The sequence below is a fragment of the Pedobacter paludisoli genome (assembly GCF_052344095.1).
In the GTDB taxonomy this organism is placed as follows: Bacteria; Bacteroidota; Bacteroidia; order Sphingobacteriales; family Sphingobacteriaceae; genus Pedobacter.
This window is the reverse complement of record NZ_CP179926.1, coordinates 3,953,636-3,973,360: the sequence shown is the minus strand read 5'-3', so window position 1 is coordinate 3,973,360 and position 19,725 is coordinate 3,953,636. Positions and strand designations below refer to the sequence as shown.

Below are 19,725 nucleotides of genomic sequence, written 5' to 3'. Positions count from 1 at the left end.
CACATCTATAATCACGCAGTAGGAAACGAAAAGCTATTTAAAACACACGACAATTACATTTTCTTCCTCAATCGATTTGACCAATATATTTCTCCGATAGCAAAAATGTACAGTGATTGTTTAATGTCCAATCATTATATTTTTTAATACAAGTACGCAATAAACAAGAAATAAGGCGATTGGCTAAAAACAATGCCAGCGAATTTGATTTCCACAAATTCATTATGCAACGACTGAGCAATTTCTTAAATAGTTATGCAAAAGCATTTAACAAACAGCAGAATAGACAGGGCGCTTTATTTTTAGACTATACTCGAAGAAAAGAAATCGATAATGAAACCTATTTTACAAAATTAATCAACTATATACATCAAAATCCCGTTCATCACGGATTCTGTAAATCGGCAGATGAATGGGAATACTCGTCATACAATTCAATTATTAATCTCAACAAAACAACTAAAATTCAACGAAATTCAGTATTCGATTGGTTTGGAGGCATAGAAAAGTTTATTGCTTCTCACAAAAATGAAAAAAAAGATTTTTTCCCATACCTATAAGGTCTAATGGTCTAGTTATAAATCTGATTCTTTCTCTTCTACTGTTGGGTCTGTAATAATGTCAACTTTGCCATCTCCATCGTCTTTTGACCATAAAATGGGATACAAAAACCAAACAGAACCGATTACCAAAAGAGCTCCTGCAATAATTTTAATAAACAATACTCCTTTCACATTATTTGCCTCGAATAACCAATAGAGAAGTGAAAGGCTAAAGCCGGCTAAAATAACATAGACAGCTTTTTGCAACTTTAAAAGCTTAATCATGGATTTCTTCTTTTTAATGATACTATATGTAGCAAAACAAAGATGAGTCCAATTAGTTCTAAGAAACCGCAAAAATATAAACTATATAACACCAAATCGCGATTAGAAGAGTCTAACACAAACAAAATTGGTAACAGCATAACCGCTACGAACATCAACGAAAGTCCGATATTAAATAATTTCACGGCAAAAGTATTTACATCAAAACTACCAAATTTGACCGAAAAATTTTAACTTTGCACCTTAATTTTTTTGAAGGTACTTGATTGATGTATAGGGAATTTAAACAATTGGAACTGGCGAAAATTGGCCAGGAAATACTTGATTTTTGGAAAGAAGAAAATATCTTCGAGAAGAGCATTTCTTCTCGACCGAAATCTAACCCATTTACTTTTTACGAGGGACCTCCATCGGCGAATGGAATGCCGGGGATTCACCACGTAATGGCTCGTGCTATTAAAGACATTTTTTGTCGTTATAAAACACTAAAAGGATTTCAAGTAAAACGCAAAGGTGGTTGGGATACACACGGCCTACCGATTGAACTTGCCGTTGAAAAAAAACTAGGTATTACCAAAGAGGATATTGGCAAAAAAATCAGTGTAGACGAATACAATGAAGCATGTAGAACAGAAGTAATGCGCTACACCGATGTTTGGAACGACTTAACTGAAAAAATGGGTTATTGGGTTGATTTAGAAAATCCGTATATCACCTACGAAAAAGACTACATTGAAACCCTTTGGTGGATTTTAAAACAATTATATAACAAAGGATTTTTATATAAAGGGTATACAGTACAACCGTATTCTCCGGCAGCGGGAACAGGATTAAGCTCACATGAGTTAAACCAGCCTGGCACCTACAAAGATGTAAGTGACACCACTATCGTAGCCCAATTTAAAGCTATTGAAGCAAGCTTACCGGCATTCCTACAAGGATTAGGCAGCATCCACTTTTTAGCATGGACCACCACTCCTTGGACCTTGCCAAGTAACACCGCATTAACCGTAGGACCAAAAATTGACTATGCATTGGTTAAAACATTTAACCAATACACATTTGAACCTATCCAAGTAATCTTGGCAAAACCTTTAATAGGAAAACAATTTGCAGGAAAGTATTTTCTAGCGGAAAGCGATACCGATTTAAGCGCATACCAAGCGGAAGACAAAAAAATTCCTTATCAAATTGTAAAAGAATTTATTGGCCAAGATTTAGTTGGCATTAAATACGAACAATTACTGCCTTTTGTTCTTCCTTACCAAAACCCTGAAAATGCCTTTAGAGTAATTTCGGGAGATTTCGTAACTACGGAAGATGGTACCGGTATCGTACATACGGCTCCAACTTTTGGTGCAGACGATGCGCGCGTTGCTAAAATGGCTACTCCGGAAGTGCCACCGATGTTAATTTTAGATGAGCAAGGAAATCCAGTTCCATTGGTAGATTTACAAGGTAAATTTGTTGCTGCACTGGGGAGCAAATACGGAGGAAAATACGTTAAAAACGAATATTATGCGGATGGTTTAGCACCTGAAAAATCAGTTGATGTTGAAATCGCTATCCAATTAAAAGAAGAAAATAAAGCCTTTAAGGTTGAAAAATATGTCCACACCTATCCACACTGCTGGAGAACCGATAAACCGGTATTGTATTATCCGTTGGATAGCTGGTTTATCAAAACTACCGCAGTAAAAGATAAAATGGTGGCCTTAAATAAAACCATTAACTGGAAACCAGAAAGCACCGGAACGGGTCGTTTTGGCAACTGGTTAGAAAACTTGGTGGATTGGAATTTATCGCGTTCGCGCTATTGGGGTACGCCACTACCTATTTGGCGTACAAAAGATGGTTCTGAAGAGAAATGTATCGGTTCAGTTGCAGAACTAAATACCGAAATTGCTCAATCTATTGAAGCCGGTTTTATGCCAGCAGGTTTTGAATTAAAAGACATGCACCGCCCTTATGTTGACGATGTAATCCTTACATCGAGCAAAGGCGAGAAAATGTTCCGCGAAACAGACTTAATCGATGTTTGGTTTGATAGTGGTGCCATGCCGTATGCGCAATGGCATTTCCCTTTTGAAAACAAAGAAGAATTTGAGAACGCCTACGCAGCCGACTTTATCGCCGAAGGTGTTGACCAAACGCGTGGCTGGTTCTTTACCTTACATGCCATTGCGGTTATGTTAAGCGAAGCAAGTGATGAGATTAAAGCTGTAAACGAAAAGGTAGGCAATCCAGGAGTTGCGTTCAAAAACGTGGTATCAAATGGTTTAGTACTCGATAAAAACGGGAACAAAATGTCTAAACGTTTGGGCAACGCTGTTGATCCGTTCAGCACCATTGAAACCTACAGTGCCGATGCAACCCGTTGGTATATGATTAGCAATGCATCGCCATGGGATAACCTTAAATTTAACTTGGAAGGCTTAGATGAAGTACGCCGCAAATTTTTCGGCACATTGTACAACACCTATGCATTCTTTGCCTTATATGCGAACATCGATAAATTCGAAATCGATAAAAACAATTTAAGCAAAGTTTCAGAGCGTTCGGAATTAGACCGTTGGATTTTATCATTATTGCAGAACCTAATCAAAGAAGTTGATGAAAGCTACAACACCTACGAGCCAACCAAAGCTGCAAGAGCCATCCAAACGTTTGTTGACGAGCACTTAAGTAACTGGTTTATCCGCTTAAGTCGTCGTCGTTTCTGGAAAGGCGAGATGACTGCCGATAAACGTGCGGCTTATGAAACTTTATATACCTGCTTAGAAACATTGGCCCAATTAATGAGTCCAATTGCACCTTTCTTTGCCGATTGGTTGTACAAAAACTTAACCGTTACCGATAAAACAGCTGAGCAATCGGTACATTTAACGCTATGGAAAGATGCCGATGACAGCCTATTGGATAACGCTCTTAACGAACGCATGCTATATGCGCAAGATATATCATCCATGGTATTATCATTGCGTAAGAAATCAGAAATAAACGTGCGTCAACCTTTAGAAAAGATTCTAATCCCTTCGTTAAACAGCGATTTTGAACAAAAAATAGCAAAAGTTGCCGATTACATCTTATCTGAGACCAATGTGAAAAACATCGAATTTATTACCGATACACATGGAATCGTGAAGAAAAAGTTGAAGCCAAACTTTAAATCATTGGGTAAAAAAGTAGGCAAAGACATGAGCCTGGTTAAACAAGCCCTTGAAAATGCCAGTCAAGACGATATTTATCGTTTAGAAAGCGATGGTATTCTAATGGTAGTAGGAACCGACAACGTAGAATATACCATCGATTTAAAAGATGATGTAGAAGTTTTTGCCGAAGATATTCCAGGATGGCAAGTAACCAACTTAGGCAATCTAACTGTAGCACTTGACGTTACCATCACCGAAGAATTAAAACAAGAAGGTATTTCACGCGAGTTAGTAAACCGTGTGCAAAACTTACGCAAAGAATTAAACTTCGAAGTAACCGATAGAATAAAAGTTCAGTTACAAAATGATATATTAGTAGCCGATGCTTTTGCTAAAAATAGCGCCTACATTTGCGCCGAAATTTTAGCTGACGAATTTAAATTGGTTGAAAATTTAAATAATGGAAACAAAATTGTTATTGACAATGTTGAACTAAACATTTTAGTTAATAAAATATAAAGAAATCCATACATTAGAAAACTATAAAACAAACATGGAAAATAGTAACAAAACACGCTACTCAGACAGTGAACTTCAAGAATTCAAAGAATTAATTCAGGATAAATTGCGCATGGCAAAAGAAGAGTTAAATTCTTTGTCGAGCTCTTTAAGCAATCCAAATGCTAACGGAACTGAAGATACTTCGGGCGCCTACAAAACGCTAGAAGATGGCTCAGCAACCATGGAAAAGGAACAAATTAACCAATTAGCTGCACGCCAAAGAAAATTCATCGATAACCTTGAAAATGCATTGGTACGTATTGAAAACAAAACGTACGGCATTTGTCGCGAGACCGGTAAACTCATTCAAAAAGAACGTTTACGTGCCGTACCGCATGCAACTTTAAGTATGGAAGCTAAACTAAAGCAAGGTTAATGAAAGGCTATACCAAACCTTTAATTATCATTTTACTGGTTTTATTGGCCGATCAGGCATTAAAAACCTGGGTAAAGCTTAATATGTATATGGGGCAAGAGTTCCACATTCTTGGCAAATGGTTCATCATCCATTTTACCGAGAACAATGGAATGGCCTTTGGAATGGAATTCGGTGGAGAGTTTGGTAAGCTAGCCTTATCCCTATTTCGTATTGCCGCCGTTGGTGGCATTGGCTATGGCCTGCATTATCTCATAAAACATAAACATCATAGAGGTTTAATCCTAAATGTAGCCTTAATTTTTGCCGGCGCTTTAGGCAACATTATCGACTCAGTATTCTACGGAGTACTCTACAAATACGAAAGTCTCTTCCACGGTCGCGTGGTCGATATGCTTTATTTCCCACTTGTTAGTGGGCATTTTCCAAGCTGGTTTCCAATTTGGGGAGGCGAAGAATTTGTTTTCTTCCGCCCGGTATTCAACCTTGCCGATGCTGCCATATCGCTTGGCGTCATCCTCATTTTAATCTTCCAAAAGAATTACTTTAAAGAAGATGTAAAAGACGAGGTAAGCATTAACAGCGAAATCGTAGAAGATTAAAAATCAACCTGAACCAATCAAAGCCCCACTTGATAAATCAAATGGGGCTTTGTTTTGAAAAACACTTTCTAAAAATTGAATTATTTATAGAAAAGCAAGGTCTGTAAAGCTATCTGCGCAGCTCCTGCTATCCTTACTGCCGCAGAAAATCGGCATCCATCCTATCGGTTTAGGCACCAAGTTTGCTACTAGAAATCTATCTAACGCCTACCTTAGAGCGCATAAAAATCAATAGCATTCGAATGTAAAACGCGTGTACAATCTTCTGCAGACAGCAAGCCCGATAACACCTCTACATAGGTATCCCATACCTGTGCATAAGAACCCGCCAATAAACTAACCGGCCAATCACCACCACAAAAGCAACGACGCGTACCAAAGGCTTCCACAGCATAGGCCACATACGGTTCAATATCGTTAACACCCCATGCAGCCAAATTTCCAGATGCCGTACCTAATCCCGATATTTTCGCATACACGTTTTCATGCTGTGCCAGCTCCGCCATTAACACACCCCATCTACCAAACCGTTCTTTCCTCGACATAGGTGGTTGATTTAAATGATCCAACACCAAACGTAAATTGGGTACTTTTTCAACCACTCGCGCAACTGTTTCCAGATGTTGGGTATTAATTCCTACCACATCATACGGGATGTTGGCATCTGCAAGCACCTGTAAGCTCTCCAATACATTTGGCTGCAATAACCAATCTGCCGTAGGCTCATTGTGTATTAAATGACGTACGCCCTTAAAATAAGGCTCCATGAGAAATTCATTTTGAAGAATGTGTTGTGTTTGCTCCGGATTTTCTAAAGGGAGCCATGCCACTACGCCTGCTATTTCTGAATGCGCTCGTGCAGCTTCGAACATTAAATGAGTATCTTCTAATGTATTTGCCGCCTGAACTAAAACACCCTTTATAACACCCGCTTCTGCCATCGAAGGCAATAACTGCTCTAACTGATAACTCTGATTCAAAATACTTTTATCGCCTTCTAGCCAAGCGTATTTTGCACGTGTTAAATCCCAAATATGGACATGGGTATCCACAATATTCCTGCTCATAATTATAATTGATTATAGGCTAAAATAACGCATTAAACTGGGCTAAGAAAACGAATTGAATAAAATATGCGTCACTAATCCTTCATGAACAAACATATTACATAGCCAATCGAGTAAGCGAGCAAAACGTACACACTAAAATACGTTCCCAAAATGGTGCTCATTAAAGGGTTATGCTCCCAACCAAACCAATTGACATAATTCAGAGCTTGCAAAAACTCAACAACAAAAGAGAACAACAATACGCCAAAGGCAAGCTTTTGGTAATTGGTCTGCAAAAAAGTACGTAAAAAACTATAGATCAGCACGACCACCAATACATCTCCCCCAAACGGACGGATAATAGCATCATGAAGATAAAGCCCTATAAATACCTCTGCGAGAAAAATAAGGATGGTTATAAAAAAGAACTTGAGATTGAACGTTAATTTCATTTATTGTATACAATAAAGAGGCTGTCCCAAAATACCGAGACGGCCTCTTTTTTATTTTATTTCCAATTTGGTATCATTTGGACATGGTATGGTCTAAAATCAGTTTTAGCTGTTCAATTTTTCAAAAAGCATGAAAAAACAGTCTTTTTAAGCTGCTTTTTTCCTTATATTTTGTGCGATTGCCAATAATCCCCATTCTATTGCCACTTTTTCTTTTCCACGGAGCATAAAGCGGCGGAACCCTTGGTTCTGTTTAATATTTCCGAAAACTGGCTCAACATCATAACATCGTTGCTTTCGCTTCTCAATTCCTTTCTCGCTGTTTAGCAATTGATAAGCTGTTTGTTTATGGCTGAGTAGATTAGTGTTAATTTCTATTATTCGGTTTCCTTGCGATTTATGACAAACACCATTTAATGGGCAATTGCTGCAATTTCTTGCTTGATATCTTTTACTTGTTTGTTCGAAACCGGTACTGGTTTTTCGTTTTGCATCGCCAATGTAATGCATCTGTTGGCCCATTGGGCAGATATAACAATCTTGTTCCTGGTTGTAAAATAACTTGTCGGCTTGAAAGCTTTTCTTACTGGTATATCGTTCATTTTGCTCTTTGTCGAACATATTGTATTTAACATAAGCTTCAATTCCTTTCTGCTCCAATAGTTCGTAATTTTCTTCACTACCATATCCTGCATCTGCGGTAATGCTTTTTAAACTTTTGCCAAAGCTGGTCTCGTGTTGTTCGATGTGGGCTTTTAAAGTGGTGGTATCGGTTGGGTTTGGGTGAATGGTGTAGTTTACAATAAACTGGTTTGAGGTTGATATCTGTACATTATAACCCGCTTTTAACTGGCCATTACGCATATGATCCTCTTTCATACGCATAAATGTGGCATCCTCATCGGTTTTGCTGTAGCTATTGCGATTACCTAAAATAGCCTCTTTTACCTCATATTCAGCTATCTTTTTTGGATATTCTTTACTGATGTATTTCAGCTTGTTTTTAATCTTTTTATTTGCATCGGGATTATCAGCTAATACTTCATTAAGCTTATCTACCGTTGCTTGTACTTTCTCTTTATTTATTTCGGTAAAATCAGGTGGATCAGGAAGTTCATCTTCAGCTTTAGTTATACTTTGGGCATAAGTCCAAATATCGGCTAAAGCCAACTTCATCTTTTCTTTATTGGTTTGAATAGCCTTTTTCCATACAAAAGTATATTTATTGGCATTTGCCTCTATTTTGGTGCCATCGGTATAAACTTCTTCTATACTCAATAAGCCTTCTTCGGCTAATAACAAAACAACTTCTTCGAATATTTTGCGCAAGTGTTCTTTTAAACGAACCCCGCGAAAACGATTAATGGTATTGTGATCTGGATAACTCATTCCACTAAGCCACATAAAGTTAATATTCTCCCGACAAGCAGTTTCTAGTTTCCTGCTGCTATAAACGTTACTTACATACCCATAAACTAGAATCTTTAAGAGCATTTGAGGGTGATAACTCGAGCTGCCTTTGATTTGATAGGCATTTAGCAGGCTTTGGATATTGATTTTGTTTATCACATCGTTAACTATCCTAACTGGGTGCCCTGCAGTTATTAATTCGTCAAATGTAGGTGGAAAAGCCATCATCTGATCTTGGTAATAAGGCTTGAAAACAGGGGTTTTTGACGACATAAATTTCTAAATATTTATACTTAAATATCTGAAATTCAAATGATTAAACAAAATTATTAAACAAGAATTTATCAACTTTTTTTAAAACAAAAAGAGACTGCCTTTTTGAGACAGCCTCTCAGTTATTTTTTAGCAATATCACTTTGGATTAAACACCCAATAATAATCTCGCCGGATCTTCTAATAATTGTTTAACACGTACCAAGAAGCCTACTGACTCGCGACCGTCGATAATTCTGTGGTCATACGATAAAGCAACATACATCATCGGACGAATTACCACCTCACCTTTTTCAGCAATCGGACGCTCAACAATGTTGTGCATACCTAAGATAGCTGATTGTGGTGCATTGATAATTGGTGTAGACATCATTGAACCAAACACACCACCGTTGGTGATCGTGAAAGTACCGCCAGTCATTTCTTCAATAGTTAATTTACCGTCACGTGCTTTTAAAGCTAAAGCCAATACCGATTTTTCAATCTCCGCTAAGCTCATGCTTTCTGCGTTACGGATAACTGGTACAACTAAACCTTTTGGTGCAGAAACTGCGATAGAAACGTCTGCAAAGTTATTGTAAACAACTTCTTCGCCTTCAATACGTGCATTTACAGCAGGGAAATCTTTCAAAGCTTCTGTTACTGCTTTTGTAAAGAAACTCATGAAGCCTAAGCCCACACCATGCTTCTCTTTGAATGAATCTTTGTATTTACCACGTAAATCCATGATTGGCTTCATATTAACCTCGTTAAACGTGGTTAACATAGCTGTTTCATTTTTAACGGCTACTAAACGCTTTGCAACTGTTTTACGTAGTGGAGACATTTTTTCACGACGCTCGCTACGTGCACCTGCTGGTGCAGCAACTGGAGCTGGAGCCGCTGCTTTTGGAGCTTCTGCTTTTTTACCAGCCTCTGCTTTCAATGCGTCTTCTTTGGTAATTCTACCATCCACGCCTGTTCCTTTAACCGCACCTGCATCAATACCTTTTTCAGCTAAAATTTTTCCTGCTGCAGGAGATGGAGTACCTGTCGCATAGCTTTCGCCATTTCTTTCAGCTACCGGCGCTGCTGCTTTATCTGCTACAGCTTCTACCTTTTCCTCAGCCTTTGGAGCTGCTGCTTTTGCAGGAGCTGCTCCACCGTCTTCAATTTTGCAAACAACGGCGCCAATTGGCAATGTATCGCCTTCCGCAGCAATGGTTTTTAAAGTTCCTGCTTGTTCTGCAGTTAATTCGAATGTTGCCTTATCCGACTCTAGTTCGGCAATTACTTCATCCATTTCAACAACATCGCCATCGTTTTTTATCCAACGCGATAAAACAACTTCGGTTATCGACTCGCCAACCGGCGGAACTTTTATCTCTAAACTCATGTTTTTAAGTATTGTAATTTTTATTTTAAAATAAAATCTCAGCGCTGAAAATAGTGAAATAATCCGATACTTTCCGCGCTAAAACTTCAAGGGGTTAGTCTATTTGAACCAATTTTTTAGTTGCCTTTGCAGCGATATCCTTTACATCCTCTGTTACAACCAAACCTAAGGCTTTTGCAATAATGTAAGCTTGTTGCGTTGAATGTTGTTTCGCAAATCCGGTTGCAGTACTGCTGCTTTCTTTTCTCGAAATTACATCAATACCTTTTAAGCCTGTTTTGTACAACTTGCGGAACAAGTATGGCCATGCACCCATATTTTCTGGCTCTTCTTGTACCCAGAAAATTTCCTTTGCATTTTTATACTTCGCTTTAATGGCTTCCATTTGATCAACAGGGGTTGGATACAATTGTTCAACACGAACAATGGCAACATCTTTCAACTTATCTGCTTGTTGCTTTTCTACTAATTCATAATAAATTTTACCTGAGCAGAAAAGAATTCGTTTCACATCAGCCGCTTTAACGTTTACATCGTCAATAACTTCTTTAAATCCGCCCTCTGTAAATTCTTCTAATTTAGAAACACAGGCAGGATGACGCAATAAACTCTTCGGTGTGAAAACTACCAATGGTTTACGGAAATCGCGTTTAAACTGACGACGAAGTACGTGGAAAAAGTTTGCTGGAGTAGTACAGTTTACAACTTGCATGTTATAATCAGCACAAAGTTCCATAAAACGCTCAATACGTGCTGATGAGTGCTCTGGACCTTGTCCCTCATATCCGTGAGGCAATAACATCACCAAACCGTTTTCGCGTTGCCATTTTGTTTCTGCACTTGCAATATATTGGTCTACAACAATTTGCGCTCCATTAAAGAAATCACCAAATTGTGCTTCCCAAATGGTTAAAGCATTTGGATTAGCCATCGCATAACCATATTCAAAACCTAAAACACCGTACTCCGATAAATGTGAGTTGTAAATATCAAACGGTGCTTGTTGATCTGAAATATTTGCTAATGGGCAATATTCTTCTTCACTATCTTCTAAGGTTAACAATGCATGACGGTGAGAGAACGTGCCACGCTCTACATCTTGACCACTTAAACGAACGCGTTTTCCTTCTGATAACAATGTTCCGTAAGCCAACTGCTCGCCCATAGCCCAATCAAACACGTGTGTTTCATTAACCATTTTACTACGATCAGCGAATAATTTTTCAATTTTCTTGAAGAATTTTTTATCCGATGGCAAAGTGGTAATCCGTTTACCTATTTCTAGTAAACTCGTTTTTTTAACAGCAGTAACCGGCGAACTTTCAAAGTCATTTGGTGTAGCAATCCTTAAATCGGCCCAAGCACCTCCAAATTTTACTTCGCTATTGGTTGAAACAATTTCTCTAGCTTCATTTAAACGTTCTTGCAAAATTCCACGGAAATTTTTCTCCATTTCTTTTGCCAAACCTGCTTCCAGTGTACCTTCTTCTGTTAATTGCTTAATATATATTTCCCTTGGATTTGGGTGTTTCTCAATTGTTTTATACAATAATGGCTGTGTGAATTTAGGTTCATCGGCCTCATTGTGTCCAAAACGACGGTAACAAAGAATATCGATAAATACGTCGTTTTTATATTTTTGACGGTATTCCATCGCCAAATTGATAGCATATACCAATGCTTCCGGATCATCACCGTTTACGTGAAATACCGGCGACAGGGTTACTTTTGCGATATCGGTACAATACGTACTGGTACGCGCGTCTTTATAGTTTGTTGTGAATCCAATTTGGTTGTTAATCACCAAGTGAATAGTACCACCTGTCTTGTAACCTTCAAGTCCTGCCATTTGAATTACTTCATATACAATACCTTGACCTGCAACAGATGCATCACCGTGAATTAAAATGGGTGCTAAACGGCTGTCATCACCTCCGTATTTAAAATCAATTTTTGAACGGCTCATGCCTTCTACTACACCGTTTACGGTTTCTAAATGCGATGGGTTAGGACATAAACTTAAGTGTACACTTTTACCTGAAGCTGTCGCTACGTCAGTAGAATATCCTAAGTGATATTTAACGTCGCCACCAAATGGTGTATCAGGGCTGTAACTTTTACCTTCAAATTCAGCAAAAATATCTTTATATGTTTTTTGCATGATATTAGCCAACACGTTCAAACGACCGCGGTGTGCCATACCAATTACAAATTCTTCAATTCCTAAAGCCGCTCCTTTTTCGATTACCGAATCAAGCGCTGGAATTAAGGCCTCTGCTCCTTCAAGTGAAAAACGCTTTTGACCCAAGAATTTTGTTCCCAAGAAATTTTCGAAACTCACCGCTTCATTCAACTTGGTTAAAATTCTTTTTTTCTCATCAACACTAAATTTAGGTGTATTGCGTGCACTTTCCATTTTTTGTTGAATCCAGTTCAACACTTCTGGTGTGCGCAAAAATTTAAACTCTGCACCAATTGAACTGGTGTATGTTTGTTTTAATACGGATAAAATATCTTTCAATTTAGCCGAACCAATGCCAATTTCAACACCAGCATTAAACACCGTTTCTAAATCGGCGTCTGACAAACCAAAGTTTGCCAAATCTAAGGTTGGTAAATGTTTACGTCTTTCGCGCACCGGATTGGTGTGTGTAAACAAGTGACCGCGGCTACGATAACCGTCGATTAAATTTAAAACATTCACCTCTTTCAAAAACTGTTCCGGAGTTTCTGCAGTTACAGCTGCAGCTTCTGACCCTCTTCCAAAATCAAAACCTTCAAAAAATTTTTGCCAGCCAAACTCAACTGAATCAGGATCTTGTTGATACGATTTATATAAAGAATCTATATATTCGGCATTTGCGCCATTCAGATACGATAAACTACTCATTATTTATTTTTACTATAAGCCTTACAAAATTAGAATTTTACATCATATAAATGCTAAAAAACTGCATTAAATTAACCGATTGATTTATTTTTATAAAGTTGGGTTTGAACGAGTCATTCTTTTTACTCAAAATGCTCACAAGAATGAAGTTCAAAAAGCCCGTATGTACGCTTTTTCTAGGAAGTCCAGGTTAGTGCGTAATTTCCTTTCGGATCTAAATTTTTGATATTTTTATCCAAATCGAAAATACTTTTTGTTTTCTGATCGTTACCAACGCCCGCCACATTTGCCCAGTTGCCCCAATTGCTAGCAGGATTATAATCAATCAATTTTTCTTCAAAATAAGCTGCGCCATATACCCAGCTTACCTCTAAATTATTAATTAAATAAAGTGCTGCTGTTTGGCGTGCAATATTTGAAATAAAACCAGTTTGGTTCAATTCGGTCATAACGGCATCAACCACAGCGAAGCCCGTTTGTCCAGTTTTCCATTTGGCTAAATTCTCTTCGGCATTTGAGGGATCAATTACTCCTTGATTTCCAAATCCGTTGGCATTAAAAAAAGTATTACCGTATTTTTTAAACATGAAACGGAAATAATCTCTCCACAGTAAACCCAATAAAATCTGGTTAAACATGGCCTTGGTATTGGCTAAACCCTCCATCTTCTTAATCTCCCAGTATACCTTACGAGGTGATAAACAGCCCATTCCTAACCAGGCAGATAAACGAGAGGCTAGAATTAAATTTTTACTTGAAGCCGCTTCTTGCATCGCGAAAATTACTTTTTGCAAATGCGCTAATCCTTCAGATTCCCCACCAATAAACTCAAAATCAGAACGTTGGTCTTTTTCCGGGACTTCCATTCCTAAATCACTCAGCGTACATATGTTCCCCCAATCAATTACTTCTGCTACGTTCACTCTATCCGGAGCCGCAAAGCAGGGCTTAATAATAGAATCGCGTTCTATCTTTTTCTTGAACTGGTTAAATGCATCGGGAATATCCTTTATCGGAAAAGGTAAATCTTCCTTATTGTATAATGTATGACCTATAAAGTGTTTTAGATTTACACGAAGTTTCCAAAGCGCATTTTCCAATAAAGCAGAAACGTGCGTTTCTTCACTAGCGACTTCGCGATGGTGATATACCTCTGTAATTTCATATTCTTGAACCAACTGAGGAATAATTTCTTCGGGTTTCCCTTGAACAAACAGTAGATTCCCTCCAATTTGTTTAAGTGAATTTCTTAAAGAGCTAATGCTTTCTAAAATAAACTGAGCGCGGATATTACCAGTTTTTAATGTATCGTACTTTGTTTCGCCAAATAAGCGGGAATCAAGAATATAAACTGGCAAAATCGAATCCGACTTAGTAATCGCTTCTACTAACATTTCATTATCATGTAAGCGAAGGTCATTTCTAAACCAGACTAAAATCTTTTTTGACATCTTGTATTTAAAATAGAGTATTAAGAACGATAAACAAAAATATCTTATTTTTCCTCCTGTCACAAAACCCTGTGCAATTCTTTACAAAGTACCAACAAAATACTTTTTTTTATAGAAAATAACGAATCTATTCATCCTCCTTTCATAAAAACCACCATTACTTATGAAACGATTCCTCTTATTCCTTCTTTTCCCGATGAGCTTATTCACTCAAAATCAACTGAAAAGCACCGCGATTTTAGAAAAAGTTACCGTTTATAACAACGGGCTCAATTAATCCATAAAGGAAAAATTAGTCTTCCTGCTAGCCCTTCAGAAATAGTCATCAATAATATTTCAGGTAGTATAAATGAAAATTCTATACAACTCGGCGTATCACAAGCGGTAACCATTTTATCGGTTCAATTTAACCGCTATTTTTTAACATCAAATGCATCTAACCCCCGTTTTTAAGCGCCTTACGGACAGCCTTAAAAAGGTTACAAATCAACTCACCAAAACTATTCGGTAAAAGCGCCTAAAAACGTCGCCCTAGCGGGCTTGTAAACCGAAAAGAGTAAACAGTTTTCGCGATTGCACAAGTCACGGAAACTGTTTCGTATCTTTACTGTTTTATTAAACATGGTAAAGAAAGTCTTGATTTCTGGGAGCACGGGTTTAATTGGAAAGGCCTTAACAGAAAAGCTCTTGCTGGATGGGTATGAACTAAATTTACTCACTAGAAAAAAATCAACAGCCCCCAATACTTTCTTTTGGAATGTTAAAACCGGAGAAATTGATTTAAATTGTTTAAGCGGTGTAGATGCCATTATTCATTTGGCAGGCGAACCGATTATGGATAAAAAATGGACGGTGGAACGTAAAAAGCTGCTCATTTCAAGCCGGGTGAAGTCAACTGAATTACTTTTACATGCGCTAAAATCGACACCAAATCATCAGGTAAAAACATTTATATCAGCATCAGGCGTTGGATATTATGGCGATTGTGGCGATGAAATTTTAACGGAAAACAATCCCGTAGGATACGGTTTTTTAGCCGAATGTTGTCGCCATTGGGAACAAAGTGTCGAAGAAGGTAAAAAATATAGTCTACGCACTGTTCAATTACGAACCGGCATTGTTTTGGCGCGTGGTGGCGGAGCATTAGAGCAGCTTGCACTCCCTATAAAACTATTTGCCGGAGCGGCTCTTGGCACCGGAAAACAGTGGATTCCTTGGATACACATTGATGATATCGTAGCGCTGTATCATTTTGCCTTATGTCACCCAAATTTAGAGGGCGCTTTTAATGCTTGCGCACCATTCCCCGTTACGCATTTTGGCTTTACCAAGGCGTTGGCAAAACAATTAAAACGTCCGGTATGGCCCTTTTCCGTTCCGAGTAGTGTAATCAAAAAATTATTGGGGGCACGCAGCGAAGCTCTTTTAATGAGTACCAATACCTCTGCTCAAAAAGCATTAAATGCGGGGTTCAACTTTAAATTTACCTATTTAAGTGATGCCCTTAATCACTTATATCAAAAGCAAAAATTACCGATTAAATGATTTCACTTGTCTGGTTACGGCGCGATTTACGATTGGAAGATAATACCGCGCTTTTTCATGCCCTTAAAGGTCCGAATAAGGTGTTACCTTTATTCATTTTCGACACAACTATTCTATGCGAATTGGATAAAAATGATGCCCGTTTAGTTTTCATTCATCAAACACTTTTTCAATTAAAAAAAACCTTACAAGCGTTAGGCTCGGATATATTGATTAAACAGGGAAAACCTGATCAGGTATTTTTATCGCTTTTAGCTGAATACCCCATTAGAACTGTTTATACCAACAGCGATTACGAACCATATGCCCGAAAACGGGATGAACGTATTCATCAACTACTAAAAGAGCGAGACATTGCATTACACTCTTTTAAAGACCATGTTATTTTTGACCAAAATGAAATTGTCAAAAGCGATGGAAGTCCATACACCGTATTTACACCCTACTATAAACAATGGCTGGCAAAATTGACTGCGTTCTATCACAAAAGCTACCCTACAGAACGCTATTTTGGTAATTTCCATCAAATAGCCCCCTCTTCCTTGCCCAGCTTACAGTCAATTGGTTTTGAAGATATTGAATATTCCTTTCCGCTCATATGCTATCAGGATAAACTGGAAAATTATGCCGCTGATAGAGATTTTCCAGCAATCAACGGTACCACTAAAATAGGCTTACATTTACGTTTTGGGACGTTGAGCATCCGTACAGCTGTAAGCGATGCACGCCGATTAAACGCCGATACATGGTTAAAAGAATTGGCTTGGCGCGATTTCTATTCGATGATTATGTGGCATTTTCCGCATTCGGCCAAGGCATCGTTCAAAAAGCAATATGATTACATTGAATGGAGAAATAACGAGCAGGAATTTGAAGCCTGGTGCAAGGGCAATACTGGTTACCCGCTTGTTGATGCCGGCATGCGTCAATTAAACGAAACGGGATGGATGCACAATCGCGTGCGCATGATAGTGGCTAGTTTTTTAACCAAGCATTTATTAATTGATTGGCGTTGGGGTGAAGCGTATTTTGCAGAAAAATTACTAGATTACGATTTAGCCAGTAATGTGGGTGGCTGGCAATGGGCAGCCGGTTGTGGAAACGATGCAGCACCGTATTTTCGTGTTTTTAATCCAGAATTGCAGACCAAAAAATTTGATCCAAATTTTGAATACATTAAAAAATGGTTGCCGGAATATGGCACAAAAAAATATGCCCAACCGATAGTTGAGCATACTTTTGCACGGGAAAGAGTTTTAAAAGTATTTAAAACTGCCTTGGCTACTCCTTAATTGGTCGCGCTTACTATTTCCATATAACAATCCAACACGGCATTTTGGGGAGTGGTTGGCTGTCCATTTGAATTATTTGCCAAATTAGAGGAGATAAACATTCTAAACTTTGTTCCTACAGAAAATTTGGGAAGCATAATTTTCCAGCCAACCATTGAAACCGCAGCTTCTTCAATTTTGATGCTATAAGTACCATCTGTTGAAACAGAAAGCACCGTACCGTCTAAAAGCCGATTGGTAAATTTAAGTATAAGTTTTGCTGTTTCTGGATTAAACTTATCTCCTGTACCCAACGTTTCAACAATATAGTTAATCCCACTCGGATCTACTTGAGCTGTTATTTTATTTGTTGTTAAATAATTTTGAATTCTTTCATTGTCCAATAAGGCTTGCTTATTATAAACAGAAGTCGTAATGTAATTACCTATAATTGCATTGGAAGGCACATTGGCTGTTAAAAGCCCAGTTCCGCTCAAATTCCAACTTCCACTAGCTCGTCCATTTTTACCATAGGCTAAATGCGACGGAATCAAAATTCTTACTTTTGCTCCCGCACGATGACCGTTTAGAGAAACACCCCAAGTTCCACTATAAAACTCACTAAAATAGCCATAATAATTACCTGCATTTCCGTTCGCATTCGTTGAGTAATAAAACGTTCCGTCTGCCATAGATTTCTCCGTAAATGTAAACAGCACAGAATCCGTATTCTTAAATACCTCACTAGTACCTTCGGCAATAATCAGATAATATGAGCCATTCGGCGCCTTTGTCATGGTTAAATTATTTGCTTTTATGTACTTCTGAATATTTTCGTCATCAAGATTTTCAATCGATTGATATTCTTTCTTACAAGACAATAATGAATTAAAACTAAATACAAGTATTAAAAAACATCCAAAATAATAGATTTTATTCATTTCGTAAACGTAGATTTTATTTTACAAAAAACAAAACAAACCTAAAGTTTTGAAACCATTATCTGCAAACATATTGCAAAAAAAATGCCCAACCGAAGGTTGAGCATTTTTTTTGCACGTACTTTAAGCGTTTTTAAAACAGCTTTAACAATTCGTTAATCCGTAGCACTTACAATTTCAATATCAAAATCTAACACAGCATTAGGAGGAATAGCACCTGATCCTAAGCCTCCATATGCTAAAGCCGAAGGAATAAACATTCTAAATTTGGTTCCAACCGGAAATTTCGGGATCATAATTTTCCACCCTTGAATTATGCTAGTTGCTTCAGCAACCTTTGTACTAAAGGTACCATCAGTTGAAGAGTCAAACACAGTTCCATCTAAAAGACGTCCAGTATATTTTACGACCAATGTAGCTGTTTCCGGATTAAAGGTTCCCCCAGTTCCCAATGTTCCAACAACATAATTAATCCCACTAGGATCAACCTGAGCTGTTATTTTATTCGTTGTTAAATAATTTTGAATTCTTTGATTATCCAATAATGCTTGTTTATTGTAAACAGAAGTCGTAATGTAATTGTCTATAATTGCATTGGACGGTACACCTATAGTTGAGTTCCCATTTTTACCATAGGCTAAATGCGAGGGAATTAAAATCCTTACTTTTGTTCCGGCACGGTGCCCATCCATAGCAACCCCCCAGGTTCCGCTGAAAAGCTCACTAAAATACCCGTAATAACCTGCTGAATTTCCATTTAGATTTGGTGAAACATAAACAGTTCCATCAGTTATGGATTTTTGTTCATAGGTATACAACACCGAATCGGTATTTTTAAACACCTCTCCTGTACCTTCGGTCACAACCTGATAATAAGAGCCATTTGGCGCCTTTGTCATGGTTAAATTATTTGCTTTTATGTACTTCTGAATATTTTCGTCATCAAGACTTTCAATCGATTGATATTCCTTTTTACAAGCACTAAAAATCACTGCAGCAAACAGTGCAATTAAGCCTGGTTTTATAAATTTGTTCATTTAATTATTGTACGTCTATAAGTGTAACTGTAAAATCTAATGGCGAGTTTGCAGGAATTGGCCCTACTGCTTGCGCACCATATCCCAAACTTGGTGGAACAATTAATCGAATCTCTCCTCCTTTTTGAATAAATGGAATGCCAACTTGCCAACCTTGAATCAACTGACCCAAAGTAAACGTTTGTTGTACTCCTCCGCCATTATCAAAAACGCTACCATTTAATAATCTGCCTTCGTATTTGATGGTAATTTTACTGCTATTTGTAATTTTCGTTGTCCCAGAACCTGGTTTTATAATTTGATAGTATAAGCCCGATGCATCTTTAACCGCATTGATGTTATTCTGCGAAATAAAATCGGTAATTTGTTTTTCCGCATCGGCATCTTTTTTACAAGCCGAAAGCATTAAAACACTGAAAAAAAATATTGCAATAAATTTTAATTTAGCCATTGTTTGCAAAAATAGGGTTTTAAAGCGGATGCCACAATTTTTAACCAATTTTAACATAATCA

Annotated in this window: 16 protein-coding genes and 1 pseudogene; 7 read left to right on the top strand and 10 right to left on the bottom strand. The window is 37.8% G+C overall.

The annotated features are described in order from the left end of the window. Window positions 1–179: 179 nt before the first annotated feature. Window positions 180–560 (top strand): hypothetical protein, encoded by a 381-nt coding sequence (locus ACJVDK_RS16350; RefSeq protein WP_443937735.1) that lies wholly within the window; start codon window positions 180–182, stop codon window positions 558–560. Between the two features lie 15 nt (window positions 561–575). Here the strand turns inward: ACJVDK_RS16350 and ACJVDK_RS16345 are convergent, their stop codons facing one another. Continuing rightward, window positions 576–827: a hypothetical protein gene (locus ACJVDK_RS16345; RefSeq protein ID WP_443937734.1), complete on the bottom strand. Its 252-nt coding sequence runs from the start codon at window positions 825–827 to the stop codon at window positions 576–578. A 269-nt stretch (window positions 828–1,096) separates the two neighbouring features. Here ACJVDK_RS16345 and ileS point away from each other — a divergent pair, with 269 nt between their 5' ends. From ileS to ACJVDK_RS16330, 3 genes are read left to right on the top strand one after another with little or no spacing between them, the layout of a single operon-like run. Next, the gene (gene ileS / locus ACJVDK_RS16340; RefSeq protein ID WP_443937733.1) at window positions 1,097–4,498 is read left to right on the top strand and encodes an isoleucine--tRNA ligase; all 3,402 of its coding nucleotides are present in this window, start codon (window positions 1,097–1,099) and stop codon (window positions 4,496–4,498) included. Window positions 4,499–4,532: 34 nt separating this feature from the next. Continuing rightward, window positions 4,533–4,916, top strand: coding sequence for a TraR/DksA family transcriptional regulator (locus ACJVDK_RS16335; protein ID WP_443937732.1), 384 nt, complete (start codon window positions 4,533–4,535; stop codon window positions 4,914–4,916). Further along, the gene (locus ACJVDK_RS16330; RefSeq protein WP_443937731.1) at window positions 4,916–5,518 is read left to right on the top strand and encodes a lipoprotein signal peptidase; all 603 of its coding nucleotides are present in this window, start codon (window positions 4,916–4,918) and stop codon (window positions 5,516–5,518) included. The genes ACJVDK_RS16335 and ACJVDK_RS16330 overlap by 1 nt, the downstream gene beginning before the upstream one ends. Window positions 5,519–5,730: 212 nt before the next feature. On the opposite strand, the gene ACJVDK_RS16325 is transcribed toward ACJVDK_RS16330, so the two are convergent. The 6 genes from ACJVDK_RS16325 to ACJVDK_RS16300 all read right to left on the bottom strand — a co-directional run bounded on the left by ACJVDK_RS16325 (window position 5,731) and on the right by ACJVDK_RS16300 (window position 14,418). Then, complete coding sequence (locus ACJVDK_RS16325) at window positions 5,731–6,585, bottom strand: amidohydrolase family protein (protein ID WP_443937730.1); 855 nt, start codon at window positions 6,583–6,585, stop codon at window positions 5,731–5,733. A gap of 74 nt (window positions 6,586–6,659) precedes the next feature. Beyond that, on the bottom strand, window positions 6,660–7,019 hold the full coding sequence (locus ACJVDK_RS16320; RefSeq protein WP_443937729.1) for a ribosomal maturation YjgA family protein: 360 nt from the start codon (window positions 7,017–7,019) through the stop codon (window positions 6,660–6,662). 147 nt (window positions 7,020–7,166) lie between these two features. Next, complete coding sequence (locus ACJVDK_RS16315; protein WP_443936436.1) at window positions 7,167–8,702, bottom strand: IS1182 family transposase; 1,536 nt, start codon at window positions 8,700–8,702, stop codon at window positions 7,167–7,169. Between the two features lie 148 nt (window positions 8,703–8,850). Then, complete coding sequence (gene odhB / locus ACJVDK_RS16310) at window positions 8,851–10,077, bottom strand: 2-oxoglutarate dehydrogenase complex dihydrolipoyllysine-residue succinyltransferase (RefSeq protein WP_443937728.1); 1,227 nt, start codon at window positions 10,075–10,077, stop codon at window positions 8,851–8,853. Window positions 10,078–10,171: 94 nt separating this feature from the next. Next, window positions 10,172–12,967 carry a 2-oxoglutarate dehydrogenase E1 component gene (locus ACJVDK_RS16305; protein ID WP_443937727.1) on the bottom strand — a complete coding sequence of 932 codons (2,796 nt, stop codon included), beginning with the start codon at window positions 12,965–12,967 and terminating at the stop codon, window positions 10,172–10,174. Window positions 12,968–13,143: 176 nt separating this feature from the next. Then, window positions 13,144–14,418 (bottom strand): DASH family cryptochrome, encoded by a 1,275-nt coding sequence (locus tag ACJVDK_RS16300; RefSeq protein WP_443937726.1) that lies wholly within the window; start codon window positions 14,416–14,418, stop codon window positions 13,144–13,146. 273 nt (window positions 14,419–14,691) lie between these two features. On the opposite strand from ACJVDK_RS16300, the pseudogene ACJVDK_RS16295 reads away from it, so the two are divergent. The 3 genes and pseudogenes from ACJVDK_RS16295 to ACJVDK_RS16285 all read left to right on the top strand — a co-directional run. Further along, window positions 14,692–14,871, top strand: a pseudogene (locus ACJVDK_RS16295) (DUF4140 domain-containing protein); the annotation flags it as partial. Window positions 14,872–15,039: 168 nt separating this feature from the next. Continuing rightward, complete coding sequence (locus ACJVDK_RS16290) at window positions 15,040–15,963, top strand: TIGR01777 family oxidoreductase (protein WP_443937725.1); 924 nt, start codon at window positions 15,040–15,042, stop codon at window positions 15,961–15,963. Then, window positions 15,960–17,255 carry a cryptochrome/photolyase family protein gene (locus ACJVDK_RS16285; protein ID WP_443937724.1) on the top strand — a complete coding sequence of 432 codons (1,296 nt, stop codon included), beginning with the start codon at window positions 15,960–15,962 and terminating at the stop codon, window positions 17,253–17,255. The genes ACJVDK_RS16290 and ACJVDK_RS16285 overlap by 4 nt, the downstream gene beginning before the upstream one ends. Here the strand turns inward: ACJVDK_RS16285 and ACJVDK_RS16280 are convergent. The 3 genes from ACJVDK_RS16280 to ACJVDK_RS16270 all read right to left on the bottom strand — a co-directional run bounded on the left by ACJVDK_RS16280 (window position 17,252) and on the right by ACJVDK_RS16270 (window position 19,663). Continuing rightward, a complete protein-coding gene (locus ACJVDK_RS16280) occupies window positions 17,252–18,175 on the bottom strand; it encodes an FKBP-type peptidyl-prolyl cis-trans isomerase (RefSeq protein ID WP_443937723.1) in 924 nt (307 codons plus the stop codon). The two genes, ACJVDK_RS16285 and ACJVDK_RS16280, sit on opposite strands and share 4 nt — an antisense overlap. Before the next feature lie 155 nt (window positions 18,176–18,330). Beyond that, window positions 18,331–19,212, bottom strand: coding sequence for an FKBP-type peptidyl-prolyl cis-trans isomerase (locus tag ACJVDK_RS16275; protein WP_443937722.1), 882 nt, complete (start codon window positions 19,210–19,212; stop codon window positions 18,331–18,333). A gap of 4 nt (window positions 19,213–19,216) precedes the next feature. Beyond that, window positions 19,217–19,663, bottom strand: coding sequence for an FKBP-type peptidyl-prolyl cis-trans isomerase (locus ACJVDK_RS16270; RefSeq protein WP_443937721.1), 447 nt, complete (start codon window positions 19,661–19,663; stop codon window positions 19,217–19,219). Window positions 19,664–19,725: the final 62 nt, after the last annotated feature.

What these genes read in the sequence shown, in the direction of transcription:
- ACJVDK_RS16290 (WP_443937725.1), top strand. Translation starts at nt 15,040, where the DNA reads ATGGTAAAGAAAGTCTTGATTTCTGGGAGCACGGGTTTAATTGGAAAG.
- ACJVDK_RS16300 (WP_443937726.1), bottom strand. Translation starts at nt 14,418, where the DNA reads ATGTCAAAAAAGATTTTAGTCTGGTTTAGAAATGACCTTCGCTTACAT.
- ACJVDK_RS16305 (WP_443937727.1), bottom strand. Translation starts at nt 12,967, where the DNA reads ATGAGTAGTTTATCGTATCTGAATGGCGCAAATGCCGAATATATAGAT.
- ACJVDK_RS16325 (WP_443937730.1), bottom strand. Translation starts at nt 6,585, where the DNA reads ATGAGCAGGAATATTGTGGATACCCATGTCCATATTTGGGATTTAACA.
- ACJVDK_RS16280 (WP_443937723.1), bottom strand. Translation starts at nt 18,175, where the DNA reads ATGAATAAAATCTATTATTTTGGATGTTTTTTAATACTTGTATTTAGT.
- ACJVDK_RS16275 (WP_443937722.1), bottom strand. Translation starts at nt 19,212, where the DNA reads ATGAACAAATTTATAAAACCAGGCTTAATTGCACTGTTTGCTGCAGTG.
- ACJVDK_RS16320 (WP_443937729.1), bottom strand. Translation starts at nt 7,019, where the DNA reads ATGAAATTAACGTTCAATCTCAAGTTCTTTTTTATAACCATCCTTATT.
- ACJVDK_RS16330 (WP_443937731.1), top strand. Translation starts at nt 4,916, where the DNA reads ATGAAAGGCTATACCAAACCTTTAATTATCATTTTACTGGTTTTATTG.
- ACJVDK_RS16315 (WP_443936436.1), bottom strand. Translation starts at nt 8,702, where the DNA reads ATGTCGTCAAAAACCCCTGTTTTCAAGCCTTATTACCAAGATCAGATG.
- ACJVDK_RS16270 (WP_443937721.1), bottom strand. Translation starts at nt 19,663, where the DNA reads ATGGCTAAATTAAAATTTATTGCAATATTTTTTTTCAGTGTTTTAATG.
- ACJVDK_RS16345 (WP_443937734.1), bottom strand. Translation starts at nt 827, where the DNA reads ATGATTAAGCTTTTAAAGTTGCAAAAAGCTGTCTATGTTATTTTAGCC.
- odhB (WP_443937728.1), bottom strand. Translation starts at nt 10,077, where the DNA reads ATGAGTTTAGAGATAAAAGTTCCGCCGGTTGGCGAGTCGATAACCGAA.
- ileS (WP_443937733.1), top strand. Translation starts at nt 1,097, where the DNA reads ATGTATAGGGAATTTAAACAATTGGAACTGGCGAAAATTGGCCAGGAA.
- ACJVDK_RS16335 (WP_443937732.1), top strand. Translation starts at nt 4,533, where the DNA reads ATGGAAAATAGTAACAAAACACGCTACTCAGACAGTGAACTTCAAGAA.
- ACJVDK_RS16285 (WP_443937724.1), top strand. Translation starts at nt 15,960, where the DNA reads ATGATTTCACTTGTCTGGTTACGGCGCGATTTACGATTGGAAGATAAT.